The sequence below is a fragment of the Nocardia sp. CA-145437 genome (assembly GCF_050956485.1).
GTDB lineage: Bacteria > Actinomycetota > Actinomycetes > Mycobacteriales > Mycobacteriaceae > Nocardia.
Genome location: NZ_CP191204.1, coordinates 1,185,458 through 1,209,192, shown reverse-complemented (window position 1 = coordinate 1,209,192; position 23,735 = coordinate 1,185,458). Strand labels below are relative to the sequence as shown.

Here is a 23,735-nt window from a genome sequence, read left to right as displayed (position 1 = left end):
CGTGCCGCTATCACCGCATCTCCGGATGATTTTGTCACTGTGGCGCATCCCATTCGTGAACGTCGGCCGTCATGGCCGGAGAGTCGCGCGAACCCGATGCGGCAGCCCGGTGAATCACCTCCGAACGGCAGTTTTACGCAATCCGGCGATCGCGCGGCAATCGGTCATTCGGGGACGAACCGCCTTGTGATCGGGATCAGGGGAGCCTTAGGGCGAATGTTCGATAGGCTCTTATGGTGCCGATTTACGCCGCCTACGGGTCCAACATGGATCCCGAGCAGATGCTCAAGCGCTGTCCGCACTCCCCTGTGTACGGAACCGGCTGGCTGGAAGGGTGGCGACTCACCTTCGCCGGGGACGACATCGGCTGGGAGGGACCGCTGGCGACGGTGGTCGAAGAGCCCGGGCAACGCGTCTTCGTAGTCCTCTACGACGTGCCCGACGACGACGAGCTCAGCCTCGACCGCTGGGAGGGTTCGGACTTCGGTATCCACAAGAAGATCCGCCTGCGCGTCACCACGAACCAGGGCCCCACGCCCACACCGGTCCTGGCCTGGCTCTACGTCCTGGACGCCTACGAGGGCGGCCTGCCGTCCGCGCGCTACATCGGCGTCATCTCCGACGCCGCGGAGAAGGCGGGCGCGCCAGGCGATTACGTGCACGCGCTACGCACCCGCAACAGCAAGAACGTGGGCCCCGGCACCTTCGGTATGTAAGTATCCGATCGGGCGCCGCGCACCGTGCCGGAAGATTCGGCGCGGCAGCGGTGTTGCGGGAATCGGAACGATCTTCGAACCGTCGAAAGAGGAAGCCGATGCCCGCCACGCCCGTCCCCGCCCCGATCGCCGAATTCCTGGCCCGCCCCAACCCGGCCGTCTTCGCCTCCAACCGCCCGGACGGGCAGCCGGTGTCGGTCGCCACCTGGTACCTGTACGAGAACGGCCGAATCCTGGTGAACCTGGCCGACTTCCGCAAGCGCCTGGACTACCTGCGCGAGGACCCGCGGGTCACGCTGACCGTGCTGGAAGGCGACAACTGGTACAGCCACGTCAGCATCCAGGGCCGCATCGCCTCCATCGAGAACGACCCGGACTCCTCGGTCATCGACCGCATCGCCGAGCACTACACCGGCGGCCAGTACCCGGTCCGCGATCAGAAGCGCGTCTCGGTCTGGATCGAGATCGACCGCTGGCACGCCTGGGGCGACATCGCGGCCAAGGCCGAGTAAACCGGCCGTGCGCGGTCGCGGCAGTCTCCGAACATGAAGCCGGGCCGCACTTTTCAGTGCGGACCGGCTTCAACGTTTCGGCAACGCCCGAAGTCAGCGGGCGTTCAGCACGATATTGGTGAACACCCGGACACCCGCCGCGAGCGCGCGCTCGTCGATGTCGAAGGTCGGCTGATGCAGGTCGAGCTGCTCCCCCGAACCGGACCAGACGCCGAGCCGGGCCATCGCGCCGGGCACCTCCTCCAGGTACCAGGAGAAGTCCTCGCCGCCGCCGGACTGCTGGGTGTCGGCCAGTCCGTCCGGGCCGAGGCCGTGGATCGCGTCCTCGAACATGCGCACGGCCTGTTCGTCGTTCACCACCGGCGGCACGCCGCGCTTGTAGTTGAGCTGGTAGCGCACGCCGGTCGGGGCGAGCAGCCCCTCCACGATCTCGCGGACCATGGGCTCGAGCAGGGACCAGGTGGCGTGATCGCCGGTGCGGACGGTGCCGGTCAGCATGCCGGTCTGCGGAATCGCGTTGGGCGCCTTGCCCGCCGACACCGCGCCCCACACCATGACCGTGCTGGTGCGCGGGTCGATGCGGCGCGAGAGCAGGCCGGGCAGGCCGGTGATGACGGTGCCCATGGCGTAGACCAGGTCGCTGGTCAGGTGCGGGCGGGAGGTGTGGCCGCCGGGGGAATCGAGCACCAGCTCGACGGTGTCGGCGGCCGAGGTGATGGCGCCGGTCCGGATGCCGACCCGGCCCACCTCCAGCCGCGGGTCGCAGTGCAGCGCGAACATGCGCGAGACGTCTTCCATGGCGCCCGCGGCGACCATGTCGACGGCGCCGCCGGGCATGACCTCCTCGGCGTGCTGGAACACCAGCCGCACGCCGACCGGGAGGTCCTCGATCTCGGCCAGCGCGAGCGCGGTGCCGAGCAGGATCGTGGTGTGCGCGTCGTGCCCGCAGGCGTGCGAGACGCCCGGCACGGTGGAGGCGAACGGCAGGCCCGTGTACTCCTGCAGCGGCAGCGCGTCCATGTCGGCGCGCAGGCCGATGCGCGGGCCGTCGGGGCCGATGTCACAGATCAGGCCGGTGCCGCTCGGTAGTTTGCGGGGTTCGAGACCGGCCTTGACCAGCCAGGACTCCACGAATTCGGTGGTGGCGAACTCGGTTCGGGACAGTTCCGGGTTGGCGTGGATGTGGCGACGCCACGCGATCAGGTCGTCCATGTGCTCGGCGAGCCAGGACTCCACCGCCTCGTGCCCGGACACCGGTTCGCCCGCGACGCCCGACGGCGGCTGCGTGGTCACGCACGACGCCGCGAGTGGCCCGTTGACCCGCGCGGCGTACGTCGGGGCGCTCGCGGGGCCCTGTGTGGTCGCGCGAGCTGCCGCCTCCGGGCCTGACGCTCCCGCCCGGGACCGGCCGGTTGTGCTCACCGAATGTCCTCCTGTCGCTGAAACTGCCGTTGACCGACTCTCTCCGACAACCTGTCCCTGTGCATTTTGTCGCCTGCGATATGTATCGCCGTGCGGGCCAACGCCGTTGCCCCGTCCAGCACCGCACGGTCGGCCGAGGCGTTGACCGCGGCCGCCGCGAAGGCGGGCTGATGGGTCACCGCGCCTCCGGCATCGATGCCGATGACCGGGTGAATACCGGCGATGACGTTGGTGACGTTGCCCATATCGGTACTGCCCAGCGGCCGTGCCGCCTCGAATTCCGGGGCGATGGGCTCGCGGCCGAGCGCGGTGATCTGCTCGCGATAGGCACACAGTAGTGCGCTATCGGGAGTGAGCTCGGTATATGTCGGCGCGAGCTTCCGGATTTCGTGGGTGCATCCGGTTGCCAGGGCACCTGCCTCGAAACAAGCCGATGCTCGTTGCATCAGATCGTCGAGGGTCGCGGAGTCGACCGCACGTAGGTAATACAGCAGTTCCGCGTGACCGGGCACGATATTGGGGGCGACGCCGCCCGACCCGACTATACCGTGCAGCTGCTGCCCGGGGAGGAGATGTTGACGCAGCAAACCCAGGGCAACCTGCGCGACGGTGACGGCGTCGAGCGCGTTCCGGCCGTATTGGGGCGCCGCGCTGGCATGCGATTCGCGGCCGCTGTAGACCACCGAGAGATCGGCGAGGGCCAGCGAATGCGCGCCGGCGATGTCCTCCGGGCCCGGGTGCACCATCATGGCCATGGCCAGGTCGTCGAACACGCCGCGGTCCAGCATGAGCACCTTGCCGCCGCCCGACTCCTCGGCCGGGGTGCCCAGCACCTTCACGGTGATGTCGCAGGCGTCGGCGACGGCGGCCAGCCCGAGCGCCGCGCCCACCGCGGACGCGGCGATGATGTTGTGGCCGCAGGCGTGACCGATTTCGGGCAAAGCGTCATATTCGGCGCAAATACCCACAACGAGTTCACCGCTGCCGAATTCCGCGGTGAATGCGGTCGGCAGATCCGCCACACCCGATTCGATGCGGAATCCGCGTTCGCGCAGCGGCTCGATCGTCTTGGCGACACTCCGGAATTCCTCGAATGCCAATTCGGGCTCGGAGTGGATGTCGTGCGAGAGCGCGATCAGCTGATCGCGGTAGCCGGCGATCGCGGCATCGGCCGCGGCCAGCAACGCCGGATCGGCCGATGCCACGGCCGGACGATGCGACGACGACACGGACGTCTCGGGACGTCCGATCGGTGCGCAGGATCTCCGGTCATCGCCGTTGCGCGATGGTGACATCTCAACAGTCTCGCACTGCCGCGCAACTCTGTCGCAGCAGGTAAGCCGGAAAATCTCCGGTGTAGGCCGTCGGTTACGGGTTGAACGCCAGGTTCTCGGGGGTGGTCTCCACCGCCAGCCCGGCCAGCGCCACCTGATGCAGGGCCTTCTTGATGACCGGCAGGTTCGGCTTGCGGTTGCCCTTGAGCAGGTCCGCGCGGGCGATGGCGGTGGCCAGCAACGACTCAGCGTCCGCCTTGGCGTCCACGATTCCGGCCGCGAGGGCGTCGTCCGCGCCGTAGCGGCGGCCCGTGGTCATGGCCTCCACCGCGACCTGGTTGATCAGGCGGTTGGTGAGCAGCGCGTTCATGGCGACCGTGAACGGCATGCCCAGATTCACCTCGGGCAGGCACCAGAAGCCGCGGTCGGCGCGCATGACGCGGAAGTCGCAGGAGGTGGCGAGCATGGCGCCCGCGCCGAAGGCGTGCCCGTTCACCGCGGCCACGGTCGGCATGCCGAAGGTCAGCAGCCGGGAGTACAGCGAGTGCACGCGGTCCAGGTACCAGCAGTTCTTGTCGAAGTTGCCGAACAGCCAGTCGGTGTCGAGGCCGTTGGAGAAGAACTTGCCGTTGGCGGTGACCACCAGCGCGGCCGGGCCCTCGGACGCCTCGACCTCGTCGAGCAGCGCGTGGACCTCGGTGATCCAGTCCGGGTGGAAACGGTTCTCGCTGTCGATGGTCTGACCCTCGGTACCGAGGAACAGCACGAACACATCCCCGTCACGCTTCAAATACGCCATGCGCAGAGGGTAACGCCCACAAAAGGGCTTGCTACTCGCGGGTAGCAAGCCTCGCAGGTTCGCGGTCCGCCCAGGTCTGGACTGCGGCTGGAATAGACCTCCGCCTTGGAGCGGGGGAGCGAAGCGGAGGAGCCGAGGAGGGAAGACGGGGGTTACGAGGGCCGCGAACAGCCGTAGCGAAGCGGAGGCAATTAGACTCGGCGACATGCTAGCCGAGAAGGCCATGGGCGGGGTTTCCGAACTAGCCGCCGCAGCCATTGCCGAACGTGCGGGAGTGCAGCAGCATCGCGTCGCCGTGGTGCTGGGATCAGGCTGGCAGGAAGCTGCCGCCGAGATCGGCGAACCATCCACATCCATCCCCATGGCCGAGGTGCCGGGGTTCGGATCGCCCACCGCGCAGGGACATCAGGGCACCATCCATTCGGTGCACGTCGGCGACTCGCCCGTGCTGCTGCTCATGGGCCGCCAGCACCTCTACGAGGGACACGAGCCGAGCAAGGTTGTTCACAACGTGCGCACCGCACTGGCCGCCGGTGCGCAGACCGTACTGCTCACCAACGCGGCGGGCGGCATTCGCGACGGGCTGTCGGTCGGCGAGCCCGTGCTGATCAGCGACCACATCAATCTCACCGGCCGCACCCCCATCGAGGGCGCGAACTTCGTCGACCTGGTCGACGCCTGGGATCCCGAATTGCGCGCGCTGGCAAAGGAAATCGACCCCAGCCTCACCGAAGGCGTGTACGCGGGCCTGACCGGACCGCAGTACGAGACCCCCGCCGAGATCCGCATGCTGCGCACCATCGGCGCGGACCTGGTCGGCATGTCCACGGTGCTCGAGGCCATCGCCTGCCGCGAGGGCGGGGCCAAGGTGCTCGGCATCTCGCTGGTCACCAATCTGGCGGCGGGCGTCACCGGACAGCACCTCTCGCACGCCGAAGTCCTGGCCGAAGGCCACGCCGCCGCACCGAGATTGGGCAAGCTGCTGCGCGGCGTGCTGGAACGCCTCTAGGCGCGCGGGCATGCTGCGTTTCGGAACCGCCGGGCTGCGCGGTCCTCTCCAGGACGGCCCGGACGGCATGAACATCGACACCGTCGCGCGGGCATCGGCGGGCATCGCCGCGTGGCTGCGCGACCGCTGTCTCGGCGGCGGGATCGTCATCGTCGGCCGCGACGCCCGGCACGGCTCGGACGAATTCGCCACCGCGGCGGCGGAAGTCTTCGCCGCGGCCGGATTCTCCGTGCTCGCGCTCCCCCGCCCGGTGCCGACCCCGGTGGTCGCGTTCGCGGTGCGGGAGTTGAAAGCCGTTGCGGGCGTGCAGATCACCGCCTCGCACAATCCGGCCACCGATAACGGCTACAAGGTCTACCTCGACGGCGGCTCACAGATCGTCCCGCCCGCCGACACCGAGATCGAGCGCTGCATCGACGCGATCCACGGCCACATCCCCCGCACCGACCCCGACCCGACCGCCCCGGACCCCGAGCGGCTCGCACTGCCCGGGGGCACCCCGCCGGACGCGATCGGCGCGGAGATCGTCCGCCGGTACCTGGCCCGGGTCACCCGATTGCCCCGCCTCATCGGCGGCGACGCACCACTCAGCATCGAGGACATCGAGGCGACCGCCGACGATCCCGCCGCGGCCACGCGAGATGTCCGGCGGCGCGGCGATATCCGGATCGTGCTGACCCCCATGCACGGCGTGGGCGGGGAGCTGGGCGTCGCCGCGCTGCGAGGCGCCGGGTTCGACGAAGTGCTGGTGGTCGCGGAACAGTTCGCGCCGGACCCGGACTTCCCGACCGTGGCGTTCCCGAATCCCGAGGAGCCGGGGGCGGCGGATCTGCTGCTCGATCTGGGCGAACGGCTCGACGCCGACCTCGCCATCGCGCTGGACCCGGACGCGGATCGGTGTGCGCTCGGCGTGCGCGGGCCGGATGGCTGGCGGATGCTGCGCGGCGACGAAACCGGGGTGCTGCTGGGCGATTTCGTGCTGCGGACCGCCGCCCCGGACGCCCTGGTCGCCACCACCATCGTGTCCTCACGGCTGCTCAGCAAGATCGCCGCCGCTCGCGGAGCGCGGTACGCCGAGACGCTGACCGGGTTCAAGTGGCTGGCCCGCGCGGGCGAGGGGCTCGTCTACGCGTACGAGGAGGCGATCGGGCACTGCGTCGATCCGTCCGCCGTGCGCGACAAGGACGGCATCTCGGCCGCGGTCGTCGCCGCCGATCTGGTCGCCCAGCTGAAGGCGCAGGGCCGCACCGTGCTCGACGTCCTCGACGAGTACGCGGTCGAGTTCGGTGTCCACGCCGGCGACCAGGTGTCACTGCGTCTGGCCGATGCGGCGGCCGCCGCGGACGTCGTGGCGCGACTGCGGGAGACACCCCCGCGCGAGATCGCCGGGGAACCCGTGACCTGCACCGACATGGCACAGCTCCGGGGGCGGATGCGTACCGACGCATTGGTTTTCGAGGCGGACTCGTTCCGGGTGGTGGTGCGCCCGTCCGGCACCGAACCCAAGCTCAAGTGCTATCTGGAAGCGTTCGAACCCGTGGCGGGGCCGGATGCGCTCGACGACGCGAAAGCGGTGGCCGCGCAGCGGCTCGCCGAACTCCGCAAGTACTTCCAGCAGCTCTGAGCCGCTGCCGCGACCACTTCCGGAATCGCACCCCGGGAGTGGTTCGGCGCAGGCCTGGGAGCGGTTCGGTGCGGCCCGGGAGCGGTTCGGTGCGGCCTGGGAGTGATTCAGCGCGGCCCGAACTGGCGGTCCCCCGCGTCACCGAGACCCGGCACGATGTAGGCGTCGGAGTTGAGGCCACGGTCCACCGAGGCGGTGACCAGCAGCACGGCGTGTCCCGACTTCTCCAGCGCCTCAATGCCTTCCGGCGCGGCCACCACACACACCACGGTGATGTCACGAGCCTTGCGCGTCGCCAGCAGATCCAGCGTGTACACCATGGATCCGCCGGTCGCCAGCATCGGATCCAGCACCATCACCGGCGTGGTCGACAGGTCCTCCGGCAGTGACTCCATGTACGGCGTCGGCTGATGCGTCTCCTCGTCGCGGGCCAGCCCCACGAACCCGATCCGCGCGTCCGGAATCAGATTCTCCGCCGTCTCCACCATCCCCAGGCCGGCCCGCAGCACCGGCACCAGCAGCGGCGGCGCGTTCAACCGCGCCCCCTCCGCCGCGGCCACCGGCGTGGCGATGGGAAACCGCTCGACCGGTGCGTCCCGCATCGCCTCGTACACCAGAATCCCCGTCAAATCCCGAAGCGCCGCCCGGAAAGTCGGATTGGTCGTCCGAGCGTCTCGCATGGTGGTCAACAACGCGGCCGCCAGCGGATGGTCCACAACGAGTGTGCGCATAGGAAAACCATAGGTCAGCCCCCGCCCTGAAGATCCCTCCACCGCGATTCTCCCCACCGGGAACCATCCGGCCCCCACCCGCGTCCAACCCGGTACACCACATTTCCGCCCGCCGACCGGGCAAGAAGGGGGCACCCATGCACGTCTCGATCCACCCCGAGGGCCTGACCACCTACGCGACCGCCACCACCGCCCTCGCCACCCGCCTCACCACCGCCACCACCCACGCCGCCACCGCCGCCCCCACCGCCCTCGCCGACACCCTCGGCCTGATCGGCGCCGACCTGCTGACCGCCTACGCCGCCGCCCACGCCACCCACACGACCACCCTGACCCACCTCACCACCCTCTTCACCGCCACCAGCGCCGCCACCGACACCGCCGCGACGACCTACACCGACCACGACCACACCCGGGCCGCCGCCCTGCGCGCCACCGCCGAGCTGGACGCATGATCGCGTCACCCCAAAGACCCTGCGCGGCAAACATGCTGATTCACCGCGACGCCGCCGTGCGTACCGACCACGCGCCGCACGAAGAGCCGCGATTCGTCCACCGCCGGACGCCGCACCGTCGGGCCGCGCGCCGCTGCCCTGCGCGCCACCACCGAGCTGGACGCATGATCGCGTCACCCCAAAGACCCTGCGCGGCAAACATGCTGATTCGGCGCGACCCCGGCGGGCGTGCCAACCGAACGCTTACGAAGAGCCGTGATTCGTTCACGGGCGGATGCCGCGCCACCGAGCCGCGCGCCGCTGCGGAGCCGGGCGCACGTCCACGCCACCGGGGCAGCAGACCCGGCCACGGACCATCACCGCTGTTTGGGCGGCCCTGCCGACGCTGCCCGACCCCCGTGGATTTCACCGTCCCCCAGTACTTTCCGACGGTCGGTGGCCGGATCCCGCGGGCGGCTCGGGGTCCGGCTCGCAAGTCGGCGGGCCTCCCCGGCGGAGCCGAGGTCGCGGCGCCGACCGAAAGGGGCGGATGGACAGGGCAATTCGGCCGGGGGTTCGTCGATGAGCGATGACGTGACGGCGTCGGAGCTGGAGAGGCCGATCGTCGAGCTGCTGCGGAGTTTCGGGTCCGGGCGCGGCACCACCGCCGACGTGCTGCGGGAGACCGTGCGGGTCGTCGATGAGGCGCACGCGGAGAGCCGGGGCAGTGTCGATCGGATGTACGACGCGTGGCGGGGGCGGGCCGGGGATGCGGCGCTGGACAACGCATTGCGGACGCGGACCATGGCGGCGACGGCGTCCGAACGCGGGCAGGCGATGGCGGAGATCCTGGAGCGTGCGGATACGGAGGTCGCGAACGGGCGGCGGGAGTTGGAGGAGATTCTGCGGGCGTTCCGGGCCGAGTTGGCTGCGCTCGGAGCGAGTGCGGATACGCCGGGCGGGACGACGGCCGCTGTCGAGTCCGCGATCGACCACATCGGCCGAGCGGTGCGGGTCGTCGAACGGGTGCGGGCGGAGTTGGCAAGTGAGACGGCTGCCATGGCGGAATTGAGCGGTCCGATTCCGGCACCGGCGATCGTGACTCCCGGGGGCGATGCGCCGGGCGATATCGCGGGTGTTCCGGTCGATGAGGGCACCGGTCCCGCCGGCGCGAATCCGCTGCCGGACGGGACGGGCGCTGCTCCGGCGGTGAGCCCGTCACCAGAAGCGGTGGAGACCGTCCCGGCTTCGGCGGGCACGCACCCCGGCGACCGGTGGCCTCATGTCAGCCCAGCCACCTCGACCGGCGATCCGGTCACGAGTGGCGGTGACACGATCACGGCTGTCGGGCGCACGTTACTCGGGACCGGGCACTCGCCGGGCGGTGTGCGGACCACCACGGCGTCCGCGTTCACGCCGAAGTCGTCCGGGGTCGGCCATGATTCGCCGGGCGGCGGGACGCACCCGGGTGGGGTGTGGGTGACATTGCCGGACGGGAGTCGGGTGGAGGCGCCGAACGAGCAGGCGGCGGAGGCGGTTCGGAGGGCGTTGAGTGCGGTGGGGACGCCGTATGTGTGGGGTGGGGTGACGCCCGGGGTGGGGGTGGATTGCAGTGGGCTGACGCAGTGGGCCTATGGGCAGGCGGGGGTTTCGCTGCCGCGGCTGGCGCAGGAGCAGGGGCTCGGGCATCCCAGTGTCGGTCCAGGGGGCTTGATGCCCGGTGATCTTGCGGTGTGGGACGGGCACGTGGCGATGGTGATCGGGAACGGGCAGTTGGTGGAGGCGGGCGATCCCGTCCAGATCGGACCGATACGAACGGAGAATTCGGGCATGCGTTTCCTCGGTTTCTACAGGCCGACGGCATGAGCGCGCGGCGGGAATCGGCGCAGGTGCCGCCGGTGACGGTCGCGGCGTCGGGAAATCGGGCGGGCACGGTGACGGTGTCGGCCACCGATCAGGGCATGCCGGTCGAGATCCGGTTCGAGCGCGGTGAATACCGGTACGGCGCACAGGCTCTCGCCGACGAGATCCTCCGATTGACCCGACGGTCCGCGCTGGTGGCGCGGTCGCGGCGGCGCGAACAGCTGGCCGCGACGGGGGTGCCGGACCCGGTCCTGGACCGGCTCGGCCTGCCCGCCCGCCAGGCCGCGGTGGACGAGCTGGATCGGCTCGACGACGCCGACACCGGCCGGGCCGGTTGGTTGCGGAACCGATGAGCGCCGAGATGGACGCCCTGGTCCGAGGCGTCAACGATCAGCTGGAAGCCCTCGAAGCGGCCCTGCGCGACCTGGGCGGAGTGCGCGGCCGCTGCGTCGCCGAGGACGGTTCGGTCACCGCCGAGGTGGACGCCCACGGCGCGCTGACCGGCCTGTGGCTGGCCGAATCGGTGACGTCCCGGCCTCCGGCCGAGGTCTCCCGGCTGATCCTGTGGGCGGCGCGGCGGGCCGCCGCCGAGGCGACCGCGCAGCGGGCCCGGATCATCACCCGCCTGAACGACGCGCTGATTTCCAAAAAATGTTGGGGGCGACCCGGATAGTGCCTGACGCGACGACTGGATAGGCTTCCGGTCATGGCTTCTGGAGACATCGTCCCGATCGCGCTGGGCCTGACCAAAGGCGATCTTGTCACCCTCTGGGCACCCCGCTGGCGAGACGGTGACGATGAGTGGCAGGCATTCCTCGGTCACGAGGAAGACCTCTACGGTTTCGACTCCGTCGCGGAGCTGGCCGCGTTCATCCGCACCAACTCCGACAACGATCTGGTGGATCATCCGGCCTGGAAGATCATCGCCGGTCTGTCGGCGGCCGAGCTGGAGCCCGAGGAGCAGTTCGTCTTCGATCTGGTCGGCGTGCCCGAGCTGGCCGCCGACGACCCGGACCCGGAGGTGGTCTCCGAGCTCGAGGAGACCCTCGAGATGGTCCGCAATATCGGCGACGTGTGCGAACTCGACCCCGTCACCAAGTTCTTCGGCTCGCACCCGGTGCTGGGCGCGCTGGCCGGCGGGGTGAGCGCCTTCCTCGGGCGTGAGGGCGAGGAGCTGTGGGACCAGATCGGCGCGGCCATCGCCAAGGACTGGGAAGCCGTCATCGACGCCATCGATTCGGTGGTGACGGTGCCCGACGTGGACGCCGACGCGGTCTCGGTGGCCGAGGCGGAACTGCTTGCGGCGCAGGAGAACATCGTCGACGCCGAGGACGCGGCCGAGGGTGACGACGAGATCGAGGACGTCGACCTGGACGAGGACGACGAGGAGGGCGAGCCGTCCTTCTGGCACGAGGTCGGCATCGACCCGGTGAAGATCATCTCCTCGGACGGCACCTTCTTCACGCTGCGCTGCTACGTCGACGACGAGCCCATCTTCCTGGGCAAGGACGGCTCGATCACGGTCTTCGGTTCCGAGCGCGCCCTGGCCCGCTACCTGGCCGACGACCACGATCACGACCTGGCCCGGGTGAGCACCTACGGCGAGGTGCAGACCGCCGCCGTGGACGGTTCGCTCGAGGTGGAGGTCGACGAGGAGAACGTCTACGTGCTGCCCGGTCTGTCCGAGGACCTGGCCTCCGGCCCGAAGTCCGTGGACACCGATCAGCTCGACCTGGCGGTCGAATTGTTCACCGACGCCGCCGACTACGCCGATGACGACGCCGTCGAGTCGGCGCTGGCGGTCTCCACTCCCCTGGGCTGGTACGTCTCCTACCTGCTGAACCCGGACCCGACCCGGATGGCCCCGAACCCGCCGTTCCAGGCCGAGTCGGAGGCGTGGAAGGCGCTGGAGTCGGTCTTCGAGGCCCGCCTGCAGAAGGGCTGACCCGGTCCGACCCCCGACACGATTCGAGCCGCACCCCCGTGGGTGCGGCTCGAATCGCTTTCCGGCGGGCGCTATCCCAGCAGCACCGCGTAGCCGGGCTTGATCACCTCGTCGATCAGCCGCAGTCGTTCCGGGAACGGGATGAACGCGGACTTCATGGCATTGATGGTGAACCGTTCCAGATCGCTCCAGCCGTACCCGAAGGTCTCCGACAGCTTGAGCATCTCCTTGCTCATGGTGGTGTCGCTCATGAGCCGGTTGTCGGTGTTCACGGTGACCCGGAACCGCAGCCGCGCGAGCAGGTCGAACGGGTGCTTGTCGAGCGAGGGCACCGCCCCGGTCTGCACGTTCGAGGAGGGGCACAGTTCCAGCGGAATCCGCATGTCCCGGACGTAGTTCGCGACCACGCCGAGGACCGGCCCGTCGGGGCCGTCGGTGATGTCGTCGGTGATGCGCACGCCGTGCCCGAGTCGTTCGCAGCCGCAGAAGGCGACGGCCTCGTGGATGGACGGCAGCCCGAACGCCTCGCCCGCGTGAATCGTGAAGTGCGCGAGGTTGGCCCGCATGTAGTCGAAGGCGTCGAGGTGGCGGCTGGGCGGGTAGCCGGCTTCCGCGCCCGCGATGTCGAAGCCGCCGACACCGCGGTCGCGCCAGCGCACGGTGAGTTCGGCGATCTCGCGGGAGCGGGCGGCGTGCCGCATGGCGGTGAGCAGGCAGACCACGGTGATGGGGGTGCCCGCCGCGGCGGCGGCCGCCTCGCCTTCCCGGAATCCGGCGATGGTGTGTTCGACGACCTCGTCGAGGGTGAGTCCGGCCTCGATGTGCTGTTCGGGCGCGAACCGCACCTCGGCGTAGATGACGCCGTCGGCGGCGAGGTCCTCGGCGCATTCGCGAGCGACCCGGCGCAGACCTTCGGGGGTCTGCATGACGGCGACGGTGTGGGCGAAGGTCTCCAGGTAGCGTTCGAGCGAGCCGCTGTCGGCCGCGTCCCGGAACCAGGCGCCGAGGGATTCGGCGTCGCTTGCCGGTAGCTGGTCGTATCCGGCGGCGCGGGCGAGCTCCAGCACCGTCGCGGGTCGCAGCCCGCCGTCGAGGTGATCGTGCAGGACCGCCTTGGGAGCCTGGCGGATCGAGGCGAGAGTGAGGGGCGTCGGTCCAGTCATGTAGCAACGTTAGCCGCATTCCCGTTCTGCGGCAGGACTGTTGACCCGACTCACCGACAGTTCGGCATGTCGTTGCCCTCACGTTGCTGACCGGCGCGAATCCTTCATCTTCAGGCGGTGACGCGGTCCAGGATCAAGGGTTGCAGCGGCAACTGGACGGTGCCGTCGATGGTGAACGCGCCACGCAGCAGGTCCAGCGCCACCGGGAAGGCCTCGGGGGTGTCGGTGTGCAGGGTGAGCAGCGGCTGCCCCTCGGTGATGGAATCGCCTGGCTTGGCGTGCATTTCGACGCCCGCCCCGGCCTGCACCGGATCGCCCTGCCGGGCCCGGCCCGCGCCGAGCCGCCAGGCGGCGAGTCCGACGTCGAGGGCGTCGAGGCGGATCAGGGTGCCCGCGGCGGGCGCGCGCAGGGTTTCGGTGTGGCGGGCCTGCGGCAGCGGGGCGTCCGGATCACCGCCCTGGGCGCGCACCATGGCCCGCCACTGGTCCATGGCGCGGCCGTCGGCGAGCGCGTCAGCGGGGTCGACATCGGTGATCCCGGCCTGCGCGAGCATCTCCCGGGCCAGGGCGAGGGTGAGGTCGACGACATCGGCGGGTCCGCCGCCGGCGAGCACGTCGAGGGATTCGCAGACTTCCAGGGCGTTTCCGGCGGTGTGGCCGAGCGGGGTGTCCATGGCGGTGAGCAGGGCCACGGTCCGCACCCCGGCGTCGGTGCCGAGTTCGACCATGGCGGTGGCCAGTTCACGCGCCTGCGCCTCCTCGCGCAGGAACGCCCCGCGGCCGACCTTCACGTCCAGGACCAGCGCCCCGGTGCCCTCGGCGATCTTCTTGCTCATGATGGAGCTGGCGATCAGGGGGATGGATTCCACGGTCCCGGTGACGTCACGCAGCGCGTAGAGCCGTTTGTCGGCGGGGGCCAGGTCGGCTCCGGCGGCGCAGACGACGGCGCCGACGGCGGGATCGGACAAGAGCTCCCGCATGCGCGCGACCGGAAGGTCGGCCTGCCAGCCGGGTATCGCCTCGAGCTTGTCGAGTGTGCCTCCGGTGTGCCCCAATCCGCGTCCGGAGAGCTGCGGCACGGCGGCCCCGCAGGCCGCGACCAGCGGCGACAGCGGCAGGGTGATCTTGTCGCCGACCCCGCCGGTGGAGTGTTTGTCGACGGTGGGGCGGCCCAGATCGGTGAAGTCCAAACGCTTCCCGGAGTCGATCATGGCGTGGGTCCAGCGGGCGGTCTCGCGGCGTGTCATGCCGCGCCAGACGATGGCCATCGCCAGCGCCGACATCTGTTCGTCGGCGACCTCGCCGCGGGTGAACGCGTCCACCACCCAATCGATCTGCGCGTCGCTGAGCTGTCCGCCGTCGCGCTTGGCCCGAATCACGTCCACCGCCGAGTGCACCGTCACGCCCTCCACCCTGGCACGGGCTCGGCCGCCTTTCCACGGATTCCCCCGCGCGCCACGATGATCAGCCGTTATAGCGAGGTTCTACCGCTGCCCGGCGGCGAGGTCGTCGGGCCCGAAGGAGTCCGGCAGCAGCGCATTCAGGGTGACGGGCCCGTCGCGGTGATCGACGAGCAAATCGCCGCCGCCGTGCTCGAGCAGAATCTGCCGGCATCGCCCACAGGGCATGAGCACCGCGCCCCGCGAATCGCAGACCGAGACCGCCCGGAGTCGCCCGCCTCCGCCCGAAATCAAGTTACCGACCAGTACACATTCAGCGCAGAGGCCCAAACCGTATGAGACATTTTCCACATTGCAGCCGCTCACCACGCGGTCGTCGGCGGTGAGAGCCGCGGCCCCGACGGGGAATCCGGAATAGGGGGCATACGCCTCTTGCATAACTTCAAAAGCCTTGTCACGCAGGGCTTTCCAGTCAATTTCGGACATTTCGGACCATCCTCCTATGGACGTGACAGCACCCCCGTGTTACACGTTCTGCCTGGTCGCGAAAATCAGGAAAGGCAAACCTAACTCACAACAATTTGAGCCAACGAGCGGCACGCCGAATTAGTTCCCCTCCAAAGCTGGGTTTAGAGTTCACGACAGATCGGTTCAGGTTCCCGACAACGGGCCTGCAGCACTGCCACCGGATGTTGATTCCGCTCGTGAGCAGGTGGTTTCGACAGTCCGAAGGCTCCGCGGCCGGATTCTGACCGGGTCCATCAACGACGTTGGAGGCACCGCACTCTATGACCACGCTAGAAGCTCCGGCCAAGCCGAAGCGCACCTTGTACCGAGGCGACCCCGGCATGTGGTCCTGGGCACTGCACCGCATCACCGGCGTGACGATCTTCTTCTTCCTGTTCGTCCACGTCCTCGATACCGCGTTGGTGCGAGTCAGCCCGGACACCTACGACCGCGCGATCGAGACCTACAAGAACCCCCTCGTCGCCCTCATGGAGATGGGTCTGGTTGTCTGCGTGCTGTTCCACGCGCTCAACGGCATCCGCATCATCCTCGTCGACTTCTGGTCGCAGGGCCCGCGCTACCAGCGGCAGATGCTCTGGATCGTGCTCGCGATCTGGATCCTCGTCGCCGGTGCCGGAGTCGGCCGCCAGTTCTTCTACCTGCTGACGAATTGAGAGCCGACATGACCGCACCTGTTCTCGGTAAGTCCTACGACCGCCCCGCCTCGCTCGACGCCCCCCGCGCGCCCCGCCGCGCCGGCGGCAACAACTTCGAGAAGTACGCCTGGCTCTTCATGCGTGCCTCGGGCCTGCTGCTGGTCATCCTGGTCATCGGCCACATGACGATCATGCTGATGCTCGACGGCGGCGTGCACCGCCTGAACTTCGCGTTCGTCGCCGGCCGCTGGGCCTCCCCGTTCTGGCAGCTCTGGGACCTCACCATGCTGTGGCTGGCCCAGCTGCACGGCGGCAACGGCCTGCGCACCGTGATCGACGATTACGCGCGCAAGGACTCCACCCGCTTCTGGCTGAAGACCGCGCTGGTCGTGTCCATGATCCTGGTCATGGTCACCGGCACCTACGTGATCTTCACCTTCGACCCCAACATCAGTTAGGAACAGGCCACCTCGATGAGTGAATCCCGACCGATTCAGGAGCACCGCTACGACGTCGTCATCGTCGGTGCCGGTGGCGCTGGAATGCGTGCGGCGATCGAGGCCGGTCCTCGGGCGCGCACCGCCGTCCTGACCAAGCTCTACCCGACCCGTTCTCACACCGGTGCGGCGCAGGGCGGCATGTGCGCCGCGCTGGCGAACGTGGAAGAGGACAACTGGGAGTGGCACACCTTCGACACCGTCAAGGGTGGTGACTACCTGGTCGACCAGGACGCCGCGGAGATCATGGCCAAGGAAGCCATCGACGCCGTGCTCGACCTGGAGAAGATGGGCCTGCCGTTCAACCGCACGCCCGAGGGCAAGATCGACCAGCGTCGCTTCGGTGGCCACACCCGTGACCACGGCAAGGCGCCCGTGCGTCGCGCGTGCTACGCCGCCGACCGCACCGGCCACATGATCCTGCAGACGCTGTACCAGAACTGCGTCAAGCACGACGTGGAGTTCTACAACGAGTTCTACGTGCTCGACCTGATCCTGTCCGACGGCCCCAACGGCCCGATCGCGACCGGCGTCGTGGCCTACGAGCTGGCCACCGGCGAGCTGCACGTGTTCCACGCGAAGTCGATCATCTTCGCCACCGGTGGTTCGGGTCGTATGTACAAGACCACCTCCAACGCCCACACCCTCACCGGTGACGGCATGGCGATCGTGTTCCGCAAGGGACTTCCGCTGGAGGACATGGAGTTCCACCAGTTCCACCCGACAGGCCTCGCGGGCCTGGGCATCCTCATCTCCGAGGCGGTCCGTGGTGAGGGCGGCATCCTGCGCAACGCCTCCGGTGAGCGCTTCATGGAGCGCTACGCGCCGACCATCAAGGACCTGGCACCGCGTGACATCGTCGCGCGCTCCATGGTGCTCGAGGTCCGTGAGGGCCGCGGCGCGGGCCCGAACAAGGACTACGTGCTCATCGACGTGACCCACCTCGGTGAGGACGTGCTCGAGGAGAAGCTCCCCGACATCACCGAGTTCGCCCGCACCTACCTGGGCGTCGACCCGGTCAAGGAGCCGGTGCCGGTCATGCCGACCTGTCACTACGTGATGGGTGGCATCCCGACCCGCATCCGCGGCGAGGTGCTGCGCAACAACACCGACATCGTGCCCGGCCTGTACGCCGCCGGTGAGTGCGCCTGTGTCTCCGTGCACGGCGCCAACCGTCTGGGCACCAACTCGCTGCTGGACATCAACGTGTTCGGCCGGCGCGCGGGCATCGCGGCCGCCGAGTACGCGCAGCGCGCCGAGTTCGTCGACATGCCGGAGAACCCGGCGCAGATGGTGCAGGACTGGCTGGCCAACCTGCTGGGCGAGCACGGCAACGAGCGCGTCGCCGACATCCGCACCGAGCTGCAGAACTCCATGGACGACAAGGCCGGTGTGTACCGCACCGAGGAGTCGCTGAAGTCCATGCTCGAGGAGATCCAGGTCTTCAAGGAGCGCTACTCGCGGATCACCGTGCAGGACAAGGGCCGTCGCTACAACAGCGACCTGCTCGAGGCCGTCGAGCTGGGCTTCCTGCTGGAGCTGGCCGAGGTGACCGTGGCGGGTGCGGTGAACCGCAAGGAATCCCGCGGCGGCCACGCGCGCGAGGATTACCCGGACCGCGACGACGTCAACTTCATGCGGCACACCATGGCCTACAAGCAGAGCCCGGAGCTCATCTCCGACATCCGCCTGGACTACAAGCCGGTTGTGCAGACCCGCTACGAGCCGATGGAGCGTAAGTACTGATGACTGCTGTCGCTGAAACGCCGCAGAAGCCGGCTCCGGTGCCGGACGGGTCGACCCTGATCACCGTCAAGGTCGCCCGCTTCAACCCGGAGGACGGGCAGGGCCAGCACTGGGACGAGTTCAAGGTCCCCGTGCTGCCGACCGACCGGTTCCTGAACGTGCTCATCTACATCAAGTCCTACCTGGACGGCACGCTCACCTTCCGTCGCTCCTGCGCGCACGGCGTGTGTGGCTCGGATGCCATGCGCATCAACGGCGTCAACCGCCTGGCGTGCAAGATCCTCATGAAGGACATGCTGCCCAAGGGCAGCAAGGAGCTGACGGTCACCGTCGAGCCGATCCGCGGCCTGCCCGTGGAGAAGGACCTCGTGGTGAACATGGAACCGTTCTTCGACGCGTTCAAGGCGGTCAAGCCCTACCTGATCACCAAGGGCAACGAGCCGACCTACGAGCGCATCCAGTCCCAGCACGACCGCGCCCGCTTCGATGACACCACCAAGTGCATCCTGTGCGCCTGCTGCACCACCTCCTGCCCCGTGTACTGGAGCGACGGCAGCTACTTCGGCCCGGCCGCGATCGTGAACGCGCACCGCTTCATCTTCGACAGCCGTGACGAGGGCGCCCGCGAGCGTCTGGACATCCTCAACGATGTCGAGGGTGTGTGGCGCTGCCGCACCACCTTCAACTGCACCGACGCGTGCCCCCGTGGTATCGAGGTCACCAAGGCGATCCAGGAGGTCAAGCGCGCGCTGCTGTTCGCCCGCTGACTCCGGCTGAGCCGAAATACCAAGGCCGCCCGCATCTTCGGATGCGGGCGGCTTTTCGTTGTCAGGCCGGGGACCGATCCTGGAACGGGGCCAGCATCTCCCAGGACCAGGTGAGGCTGCCGTCGGCGAGATCCGCGAGAACGCTGTGCAGCCAATTCAATTCGGCTGCCGTGACGGCGCGCTGATACTCGTCCTCGAGCAATGCGACGCGCGGGAGGCCGAACTCGGTGGCCCCCGCCAGGCCCGCCTCGATCTGCTCGAGCGCGGCGCGCACGGCGTCGGCCCGCCGCCCGAGTTCGACCCGGGCCCCGTCGGGCGGCAGCAGCATCAGAAACGACAGTGCCGCAGGGAATTCCGGGAATTCGTTGCGCGGCGTCGCGACCATGTCGTTGATCCACGCGAGGCAGGCGGTCCGGCCGTCGTCGGTGATCTCGTAGACCGTGCGCTCGGGGTACTGCTGGTCGCGGCCGGTCTCGCGGACCGCCACCAGTCCCGCGTCCTGCAACCGCGCGATCGTCTTGTACAGCTGCGCCCGCTGCCCGACATTGACGACCTTGTCCTTGCCCCACTCCTTGATCCGGCGCTGGATGGCGTAGGGGTGCATCGGTTCCAGGTGCAGGATGCCGAGCACCGCCAGGGCCAAGGGCGAGCGCTTGAACCGCGCGGCCGGAGTCGAGGCTGTCATGTCAACCACCTTACTAGGTGCCCAAGAACTAGTTTCTTCGAACTAGTTGCTTTGAAACTAGTCTCCATGTCACTATTAAGGAGCAGGCGAACCCGACCCGCACCGACTCCCCGAAGGGACCGAGGCCATGAAAACCACCGACACCGTGAAGATCCACACCGATCACGACACCACCAAGCACCTGGGCGACTGGACCGATGCCAACACCTTCCAGGTGAAGGCCCGCTACGGCAGCGTCGTCATCGACCTGCGCTCGCCGCGGATCGAGGGCGAGGCGGAGATCGTCGTCCACGCCGACCTCGACCACGCCATGGTCAAGCTGCTGGTCCCCGAGGACGCGGTCATCGACTCCTCCGAACTGGAGTGGACCGGCCGGGGCCGGGTCAAGGACATGACCCGCCCGCTGCGCGCCGAGGGCCGCGTCATCCGGCTGACCGGTTCCGCCGCCAAGAGCGAGTTCCGGATTCACCGCGGCGGCATCGCGATCCTCTCGGCGCTGTTCAGCCGGGACTTCCTGGCGGAGGTCACGGGCCCGGACCGGGAGACCCGGGTGCCGGCGCTGCTCGACCCCGAGCACGCGGCCCGCTGACGCGAGCGCGGTGTTCGGCCCGGCTGCAAACGGGACCGAATGCCTAGCTCGCGGCGGATCACAATTGGGAATTCACGGACAAAACGGCGGCCCAGCTGGTCAAACTGACCAGCTGGGCCGCCGTTCGTTGTATAGATCACCGGGCGGTGCTTGCATCGAAGTATGTTCACCGAGGCGCAGCTGTACTCGCCGGTCACGACGGGGGCCGACGGCGATGTGACTGTGCACTTGAGCGACGAGCATCCGGGCGTGCACGATCCCGCGTACCGGACCCGCCGCAATGCCATCGCGGCCATGGCCCTCGAGTACCGGCCGGGCGATCCGGTGCCGCATGTCGAGTACACCGCCGAGGAGCAGGAAGTGTGGCGGATCGTGTCCGCCGAGCTGGCCCGCAAGCGAGCGAAGTACGCGTGCGCGGAGGTCATCGACGCGGCCGAGCGGCTGGGCCTGCCGTCGGACCACATTCCGCAATTGGACGAGGTGTCCGCGAAACTGGTGCCGCTCACCGGATTCCGGTACGCGCCCGCCGCCGGGCTGGTGCCGTTGCGGCAGTTCTTCGGGTCCTTCGCGGACCGGACCTTCCACTCCACCCAGTACATTCGCCATCACTCGGCGCCGCTGTACACGCCCGAGCCGGACGCCATCCACGAAATCATCGGCCACGCCAACCAATTGGCCTGCCCGCGCTTCGCGGCCCTGTACGAGACGGTCGGCGCGGCGGTGGCCCGGCTGGAGACCGAGCGGGCGCTGAAGTTCCTGGCCGACGTGTTCTGGTTCTCGCTCGAGTTCGGGGTGCTGCGCGAACACGGCGAAGTGCGTTGCTACGGTGCGGGACTGCTGTCCTCGTACGGGGAGATCGAGGAGTTCCGCGACGCCGACCTGCGGCCGCTGGACATCCACGCCATGGGCACCATCGTCTACGACATCACGCACTATCAGCCGGTGCTGTACTGCGCCGAGTCGGTCACCGAGATCGAGGACGTGGTGGGCGGGTTCTTCGAGACCATGACCGATGACACGGTGGCGCGACTGGTGGGCGTGAAACCGGTCTAGAGCGAGCCGATGCCGCCCTCGAGGAAGTCGATGACCCGGATGATCTGGTCCCGCGAGAACGGATCGCGGTCGAGGAACGCCATCATGGCGCCGGTCAGCGCGCCCGCGAAAGCCAGCACCTCGAAATCATCAGGGGCGCGCCCGGTCCAACGGGCGGCGATCTCGGAGACCATGAGCAGATTGCGCTGGATCTCTTGGGCGACCGCGCCGCGCAGTTCCGGCACCGAGTAGAGCAGTTCGACGCGTTCCTTCTCGAAGGCAAACTCCTCCGGGCTGAGCGAGGCGAAGGCGTCGAGGGTGGCCTGCTTGAACGCGGCCAGCAGCGTCATGTCGCGGGGCTGATGCTCAATGGCCGCGATCATCAGCGGGTCCAGGTCGTCGGCGAGGGCGACCTGCTCCTTGGACGGGAAGTACCGGAAGAAGGTGCTCGGCGAGATGTCGGCGGCGGCCGCGATCTGCTCGACCGTGGTCTCGGTGTAGCCCTGCTCCCGGAAGAGCCGGAACGCCTCGGTGCGAATGGTCCGGCGGGTGCGTTCTTTCTTCCGTTCCCGCAGACCGCCCCCGGCCGCGGCTTTCGCCGGGGCCGGGGGCGTCGCGGAGGCAGTCTCAGCCGACATGAACCGATTGTCCCGTATCGAGATCGGCGAGCACGATCGGATCCTTGCGACGGATCACCACGGCGGCCAGGATCGCGGCGGCCACGCAGATGGCGGTGCACACCCACAGCATCGCGCTCATGCCGTCGACGAAGGCGCGCTGCACGTGGTCCAGCAGGGCTGGATCGCCGAGCTTGCGGGCCACACCGATCCCGGCGTTCACGCCGTCGGAAATCGGTTCTCGATCGAAATCACCCAGGCCCGAACGGTATTGGGTGGACAGCACCGTACCCAGGATGGCGACGCCGATGGTGCCGCCCGCCTGTCGGAGCGCCTGCAGCAGCGCCGACCCGGACCCGGCCCGCTCGGGGCTGAGGTCGTCGGTGGCCGCGCCCATGGCGGCGGGCATCACGAACCCCATGCCGACGCCCAGCAGCACCAGGCCGATGGCCGCGAACCCGTAGCCACTGTCGACCGTGATCAGCGCCGCCAGCGCGAGACCGGCTGCCAGCAGGGCGAATCCGGTCACCAGTACCGCGCGCACCCCGATCTTGGGGAGCAACCGGTCCACCAGGCGAGAGCCGACCGCCAGCCCGCCGATGAGCGGCAGCAGGCGCAGGCCGCTGCCCAGGGCGTCCGCGCCCAGCACCGCCTGGAAATACTGCGGCATGGTGAAGAACAGCCCGAACATGGCGAAGTTGACCAGGATCAGGAACACGGTGCCCCACCGGAATCCGGGCTCGCCGAACAATTCCAGGTCGACCAGCGGATGCGCGGTGCGCCGCTGCCACAGCACGAACACCGCGCCCAGCACGACGCCCGCGGCGATGGCGATCCAGGCCACCGCGTCGCCCCACCCTTCCTGGCCGCAGCGGATGAAACCGTAAGTGATGCCGAGCATTCCGGCCGCAGACAGCAGCACGCCGGGCAGGTCGATGCGGAAGCGGTTCTCGCCGCCGGATTCCGGCACCAGTAGGGCAACGGCGAGCGCGCCGACGATCACCAGCGGCACATTGAGCAAGAAAGCAGAGCCCCACCAGTAGTGCTGCAGTAGCCAGCCGCCCACAATCGGACCGAGCGGCAGACCGATGGCGGTCGAGGTGATCCAGATGGTGAGCGCCCGCTGCCGTTCCCCCGAGTCCGGGAACAACGCCGGCAGTACGGCCATGGACAGCGGCATCATGACGGCCGCGCCCAGTCCCAGCACCACGCGCCCGGCGATGAGCTGGCCGGAGCTGGTCGCGAACGCGCACGCGACGGAGGCCACTCCGAACAGCACCAGCGCGCCGAGCAGGAACTTCTTGCGGCCGAACCGGTCGCCGAGCGCGCCCGCCGGAAGCATGAAGGCGGCCAGGGCCAGGGTGTACGCGCTGCTGAACCACTGCAGCGCGGAGGTGTCGGCGTGCAGGTCGGTCGCCAGGGTGGGCAGGGCGACGGTGAGGACGGTGACGTCGAGCCCGATGGTCAGCATGGCGATGGCCAGGGCTCCCAGCGCCAGCCAGCGGCGCACTCCCTCAGCTTTCATGACAGTTCCAATCATTTGAGTGCTTCTCGATAATGAGAGAGTCTCTCATTTTGGAGAGACTGTCAATTCTTGTCGTGTCATGAGTTCAGAGGGGCTGCAATGGGGTGTGTCACCATTCCGCCCTTTGGTACTGGTGTCTCAAATGCTCGTCGCGACACGGCATCTTCCTGCTGTTACCGTCATGCGGTCCGTTTTCGAGATCGACGACCCCGCAAAGGGTCT

The 23,735-nt window shown here is 68.7% G+C and carries 25 protein-coding genes; 15 read left to right on the top strand and 10 right to left on the bottom strand.

The window, feature by feature from the left end:
• Nucleotides 1-236 precede the first annotated feature (236 nt).
• Together ACQPYY_RS05295 and ACQPYY_RS05290 are read left to right on the top strand one after the other, a co-directional pair.
• Nucleotides 237-716: a gamma-glutamylcyclotransferase gene (locus ACQPYY_RS05295; RefSeq protein ID WP_357282179.1), complete on the top strand. Its 480-nt coding sequence runs from the start codon at nt 237-239 to the stop codon at nt 714-716.
• A 98-nt stretch (nt 717-814) separates the two neighbouring features.
• Complete coding sequence (locus ACQPYY_RS05290) at nt 815-1,228, top strand: PPOX class F420-dependent oxidoreductase (protein WP_379105467.1); 414 nt, start codon at nt 815-817, stop codon at nt 1,226-1,228.
• A 93-nt stretch (nt 1,229-1,321) separates the two neighbouring features.
• Here the strand turns inward: ACQPYY_RS05290 and ACQPYY_RS05285 are convergent, their stop codons facing one another.
• The 3 genes from ACQPYY_RS05285 to ACQPYY_RS05275 all read right to left on the bottom strand — a co-directional run bounded on the left by ACQPYY_RS05285 (nt 1,322) and on the right by ACQPYY_RS05275 (nt 4,723).
• Entirely contained in the window at nt 1,322-2,440 is a 1,119-nt protein-coding gene (locus ACQPYY_RS05285) for a M20 family metallopeptidase (protein WP_433594568.1), read from the bottom strand.
• A gap of 206 nt (nt 2,441-2,646) precedes the next feature.
• Nucleotides 2,647-3,834 carry a M20 family metallopeptidase gene (locus tag ACQPYY_RS05280; RefSeq protein ID WP_379105700.1) on the bottom strand — a complete coding sequence of 396 codons (1,188 nt, stop codon included), beginning with the start codon at nt 3,832-3,834 and terminating at the stop codon, nt 2,647-2,649.
• A gap of 184 nt (nt 3,835-4,018) precedes the next feature.
• Entirely contained in the window at nt 4,019-4,723 is a 705-nt protein-coding gene (locus ACQPYY_RS05275; protein WP_379105465.1) for an enoyl-CoA hydratase/isomerase family protein, read from the bottom strand.
• A gap of 205 nt (nt 4,724-4,928) precedes the next feature.
• Here ACQPYY_RS05275 and ACQPYY_RS05270 point away from each other — a divergent pair, with 205 nt between their 5' ends.
• Complete coding sequence (locus ACQPYY_RS05270; RefSeq protein ID WP_433592940.1) at nt 4,929-5,732, top strand: purine-nucleoside phosphorylase; 804 nt, start codon at nt 4,929-4,931, stop codon at nt 5,730-5,732.
• Between the two features lie 10 nt (nt 5,733-5,742).
• Nucleotides 5,743-7,356 carry a phospho-sugar mutase gene (locus tag ACQPYY_RS05265; protein WP_433592939.1) on the top strand — a complete coding sequence of 538 codons (1,614 nt, stop codon included), beginning with the start codon at nt 5,743-5,745 and terminating at the stop codon, nt 7,354-7,356.
• Between the two features lie 107 nt (nt 7,357-7,463).
• On the opposite strand, the gene upp is transcribed toward ACQPYY_RS05265, so the two are convergent.
• Nucleotides 7,464-8,087, bottom strand: coding sequence for a uracil phosphoribosyltransferase (upp, locus tag ACQPYY_RS05260; RefSeq protein ID WP_379105459.1), 624 nt, complete (start codon nt 8,085-8,087; stop codon nt 7,464-7,466).
• Between the two features lie 137 nt (nt 8,088-8,224).
• Between upp and ACQPYY_RS05255 the strand changes: the two genes are divergently transcribed.
• From ACQPYY_RS05255 to ACQPYY_RS05235, 5 genes are all read left to right on the top strand, one after another.
• The gene (locus ACQPYY_RS05255; protein WP_433592938.1) at nt 8,225-8,542 is read left to right on the top strand and encodes a type VII secretion target; all 318 of its coding nucleotides are present in this window, start codon (nt 8,225-8,227) and stop codon (nt 8,540-8,542) included.
• Between the two features lie 561 nt (nt 8,543-9,103).
• A complete protein-coding gene (locus tag ACQPYY_RS05250) occupies nt 9,104-10,387 on the top strand; it encodes an NlpC/P60 family protein (protein WP_433592937.1) in 1,284 nt (427 codons plus the stop codon).
• Nucleotides 10,384-10,737, top strand: a complete 354-nt coding sequence (locus tag ACQPYY_RS05245) for a hypothetical protein (protein WP_433592936.1) — start codon at nt 10,384-10,386, stop codon at nt 10,735-10,737. The genes ACQPYY_RS05250 and ACQPYY_RS05245 overlap by 4 nt, the downstream gene beginning before the upstream one ends.
• A complete protein-coding gene (locus ACQPYY_RS05240) occupies nt 10,734-11,057 on the top strand; it encodes a YbaB/EbfC family nucleoid-associated protein (RefSeq protein WP_433592935.1) in 324 nt (107 codons plus the stop codon). The genes ACQPYY_RS05245 and ACQPYY_RS05240 overlap by 4 nt, the downstream gene beginning before the upstream one ends.
• Before the next feature lie 33 nt (nt 11,058-11,090).
• Nucleotides 11,091-12,329, top strand: coding sequence for a primosomal protein (locus tag ACQPYY_RS05235; protein ID WP_379105448.1), 1,239 nt, complete (start codon nt 11,091-11,093; stop codon nt 12,327-12,329).
• A gap of 71 nt (nt 12,330-12,400) precedes the next feature.
• On the opposite strand, the gene ACQPYY_RS05230 is transcribed toward ACQPYY_RS05235, so the two are convergent.
• The 3 genes from ACQPYY_RS05230 to ACQPYY_RS05220 form a co-directional block, all read right to left on the bottom strand.
• A complete protein-coding gene (locus ACQPYY_RS05230) occupies nt 12,401-13,492 on the bottom strand; it encodes an adenosine deaminase (protein WP_379105446.1) in 1,092 nt (363 codons plus the stop codon).
• Between the two features lie 110 nt (nt 13,493-13,602).
• A complete protein-coding gene (locus tag ACQPYY_RS05225) occupies nt 13,603-14,889 on the bottom strand; it encodes a thymidine phosphorylase (protein ID WP_379105698.1) in 1,287 nt (428 codons plus the stop codon).
• A gap of 87 nt (nt 14,890-14,976) precedes the next feature.
• Nucleotides 14,977-15,378: a cytidine deaminase gene (locus ACQPYY_RS05220; protein WP_433592934.1), complete on the bottom strand. Its 402-nt coding sequence runs from the start codon at nt 15,376-15,378 to the stop codon at nt 14,977-14,979.
• A 302-nt stretch (nt 15,379-15,680) separates the two neighbouring features.
• Here ACQPYY_RS05220 and sdhC point away from each other — a divergent pair, with 302 nt between their 5' ends.
• Genes sdhC through ACQPYY_RS05200 form a run of 4 tightly spaced genes read left to right on the top strand, consistent with a single transcriptional unit; the run spans nt 15,681 to nt 19,065 of the window.
• Nucleotides 15,681-16,073: a succinate dehydrogenase, cytochrome b556 subunit gene (gene sdhC, locus ACQPYY_RS05215; RefSeq protein ID WP_433592933.1), complete on the top strand. Its 393-nt coding sequence runs from the start codon at nt 15,681-15,683 to the stop codon at nt 16,071-16,073.
• Nucleotides 16,074-16,081: 8 nt separating this feature from the next.
• Entirely contained in the window at nt 16,082-16,513 is a 432-nt protein-coding gene (locus tag ACQPYY_RS05210; RefSeq protein WP_379105440.1) for a succinate dehydrogenase hydrophobic membrane anchor subunit, read from the top strand.
• Nucleotides 16,514-16,546: 33 nt separating this feature from the next.
• Entirely contained in the window at nt 16,547-18,298 is a 1,752-nt protein-coding gene (gene sdhA / locus ACQPYY_RS05205; protein ID WP_379105696.1) for a succinate dehydrogenase flavoprotein subunit, read from the top strand.
• Nucleotides 18,298-19,065, top strand: coding sequence for a succinate dehydrogenase iron-sulfur subunit (locus ACQPYY_RS05200; protein WP_379105438.1), 768 nt, complete (start codon nt 18,298-18,300; stop codon nt 19,063-19,065). Before sdhA ends, ACQPYY_RS05200 begins: the two co-directional genes overlap by 1 nt.
• Nucleotides 19,066-19,126: 61 nt before the next feature.
• Here the strand turns inward: ACQPYY_RS05200 and ACQPYY_RS05195 are convergent, their stop codons facing one another.
• Entirely contained in the window at nt 19,127-19,750 is a 624-nt protein-coding gene (locus ACQPYY_RS05195) for a PadR family transcriptional regulator (RefSeq protein WP_433592932.1), read from the bottom strand.
• A gap of 127 nt (nt 19,751-19,877) precedes the next feature.
• Here ACQPYY_RS05195 and ACQPYY_RS05190 point away from each other — a divergent pair, with 127 nt between their 5' ends.
• Both ACQPYY_RS05190 and ACQPYY_RS05185 read left to right on the top strand, forming a co-directional pair.
• On the top strand, nt 19,878-20,339 hold the full coding sequence (locus tag ACQPYY_RS05190; protein WP_433592931.1) for a hypothetical protein: 462 nt from the start codon (nt 19,878-19,880) through the stop codon (nt 20,337-20,339).
• A gap of 162 nt (nt 20,340-20,501) precedes the next feature.
• The gene (locus tag ACQPYY_RS05185; RefSeq protein ID WP_433592930.1) at nt 20,502-21,392 is read left to right on the top strand and encodes a phenylalanine 4-monooxygenase; all 891 of its coding nucleotides are present in this window, start codon (nt 20,502-20,504) and stop codon (nt 21,390-21,392) included.
• Here the strand turns inward: ACQPYY_RS05185 and ACQPYY_RS05180 are convergent.
• Together ACQPYY_RS05180 and ACQPYY_RS05175 are read right to left on the bottom strand one after the other, a co-directional pair.
• Nucleotides 21,389-22,009, bottom strand: coding sequence for a TetR family transcriptional regulator (locus tag ACQPYY_RS05180; protein WP_433592929.1), 621 nt, complete (start codon nt 22,007-22,009; stop codon nt 21,389-21,391). The two genes, ACQPYY_RS05185 and ACQPYY_RS05180, sit on opposite strands and share 4 nt — an antisense overlap.
• Nucleotides 21,999-23,513, bottom strand: a complete 1,515-nt coding sequence (locus ACQPYY_RS05175) for an MFS transporter (RefSeq protein WP_433592928.1) — start codon at nt 23,511-23,513, stop codon at nt 21,999-22,001. The genes ACQPYY_RS05180 and ACQPYY_RS05175 overlap by 11 nt, the downstream gene beginning before the upstream one ends.
• Nucleotides 23,514-23,735 lie beyond the last annotated feature (222 nt).

Excerpts from the sequence above, each read along its gene's own strand:
- ACQPYY_RS05290 (WP_379105467.1), top strand. The coding sequence starts at position 815 with ATGCCCGCCACGCCCGTCCCCGCCCCGATCGCCGAATTCCTGGCCCGC.
- ACQPYY_RS05285 (WP_433594568.1), bottom strand. The coding sequence starts at position 2,440 with ATGGACGACCTGATCGCGTGGCGTCGCCACATCCACGCCAACCCGGAA.
- ACQPYY_RS05275 (WP_379105465.1), bottom strand. The coding sequence starts at position 4,723 with ATGGCGTATTTGAAGCGTGACGGGGATGTGTTCGTGCTGTTCCTCGGT.
- ACQPYY_RS05270 (WP_433592940.1), top strand. The coding sequence starts at position 4,929 with ATGCTAGCCGAGAAGGCCATGGGCGGGGTTTCCGAACTAGCCGCCGCA.
- ACQPYY_RS05265 (WP_433592939.1), top strand. The coding sequence starts at position 5,743 with ATGCTGCGTTTCGGAACCGCCGGGCTGCGCGGTCCTCTCCAGGACGGC.
- upp (WP_379105459.1), bottom strand. The coding sequence starts at position 8,087 with ATGCGCACACTCGTTGTGGACCATCCGCTGGCGGCCGCGTTGTTGACC.
- ACQPYY_RS05255 (WP_433592938.1), top strand. The coding sequence starts at position 8,225 with ATGCACGTCTCGATCCACCCCGAGGGCCTGACCACCTACGCGACCGCC.
- ACQPYY_RS05250 (WP_433592937.1), top strand. The coding sequence starts at position 9,104 with ATGAGCGATGACGTGACGGCGTCGGAGCTGGAGAGGCCGATCGTCGAG.
- ACQPYY_RS05245 (WP_433592936.1), top strand. The coding sequence starts at position 10,384 with ATGAGCGCGCGGCGGGAATCGGCGCAGGTGCCGCCGGTGACGGTCGCG.
- ACQPYY_RS05240 (WP_433592935.1), top strand. The coding sequence starts at position 10,734 with ATGAGCGCCGAGATGGACGCCCTGGTCCGAGGCGTCAACGATCAGCTG.
- ACQPYY_RS05235 (WP_379105448.1), top strand. The coding sequence starts at position 11,091 with ATGGCTTCTGGAGACATCGTCCCGATCGCGCTGGGCCTGACCAAAGGC.
- ACQPYY_RS05230 (WP_379105446.1), bottom strand. The coding sequence starts at position 13,492 with ATGACTGGACCGACGCCCCTCACTCTCGCCTCGATCCGCCAGGCTCCC.
- ACQPYY_RS05220 (WP_433592934.1), bottom strand. The coding sequence starts at position 15,378 with ATGTCCGAAATTGACTGGAAAGCCCTGCGTGACAAGGCTTTTGAAGTT.
- sdhC (WP_433592933.1), top strand. The coding sequence starts at position 15,681 with ATGACCACGCTAGAAGCTCCGGCCAAGCCGAAGCGCACCTTGTACCGA.
- ACQPYY_RS05210 (WP_379105440.1), top strand. The coding sequence starts at position 16,082 with ATGACCGCACCTGTTCTCGGTAAGTCCTACGACCGCCCCGCCTCGCTC.
- ACQPYY_RS05200 (WP_379105438.1), top strand. The coding sequence starts at position 18,298 with ATGACTGCTGTCGCTGAAACGCCGCAGAAGCCGGCTCCGGTGCCGGAC.
- ACQPYY_RS05195 (WP_433592932.1), bottom strand. The coding sequence starts at position 19,750 with ATGACAGCCTCGACTCCGGCCGCGCGGTTCAAGCGCTCGCCCTTGGCC.
- ACQPYY_RS05190 (WP_433592931.1), top strand. The coding sequence starts at position 19,878 with ATGAAAACCACCGACACCGTGAAGATCCACACCGATCACGACACCACC.
- ACQPYY_RS05185 (WP_433592930.1), top strand. The coding sequence starts at position 20,502 with ATGTTCACCGAGGCGCAGCTGTACTCGCCGGTCACGACGGGGGCCGAC.
- ACQPYY_RS05180 (WP_433592929.1), bottom strand. The coding sequence starts at position 22,009 with ATGTCGGCTGAGACTGCCTCCGCGACGCCCCCGGCCCCGGCGAAAGCC.
- ACQPYY_RS05175 (WP_433592928.1), bottom strand. The coding sequence starts at position 23,513 with ATGAAAGCTGAGGGAGTGCGCCGCTGGCTGGCGCTGGGAGCCCTGGCC.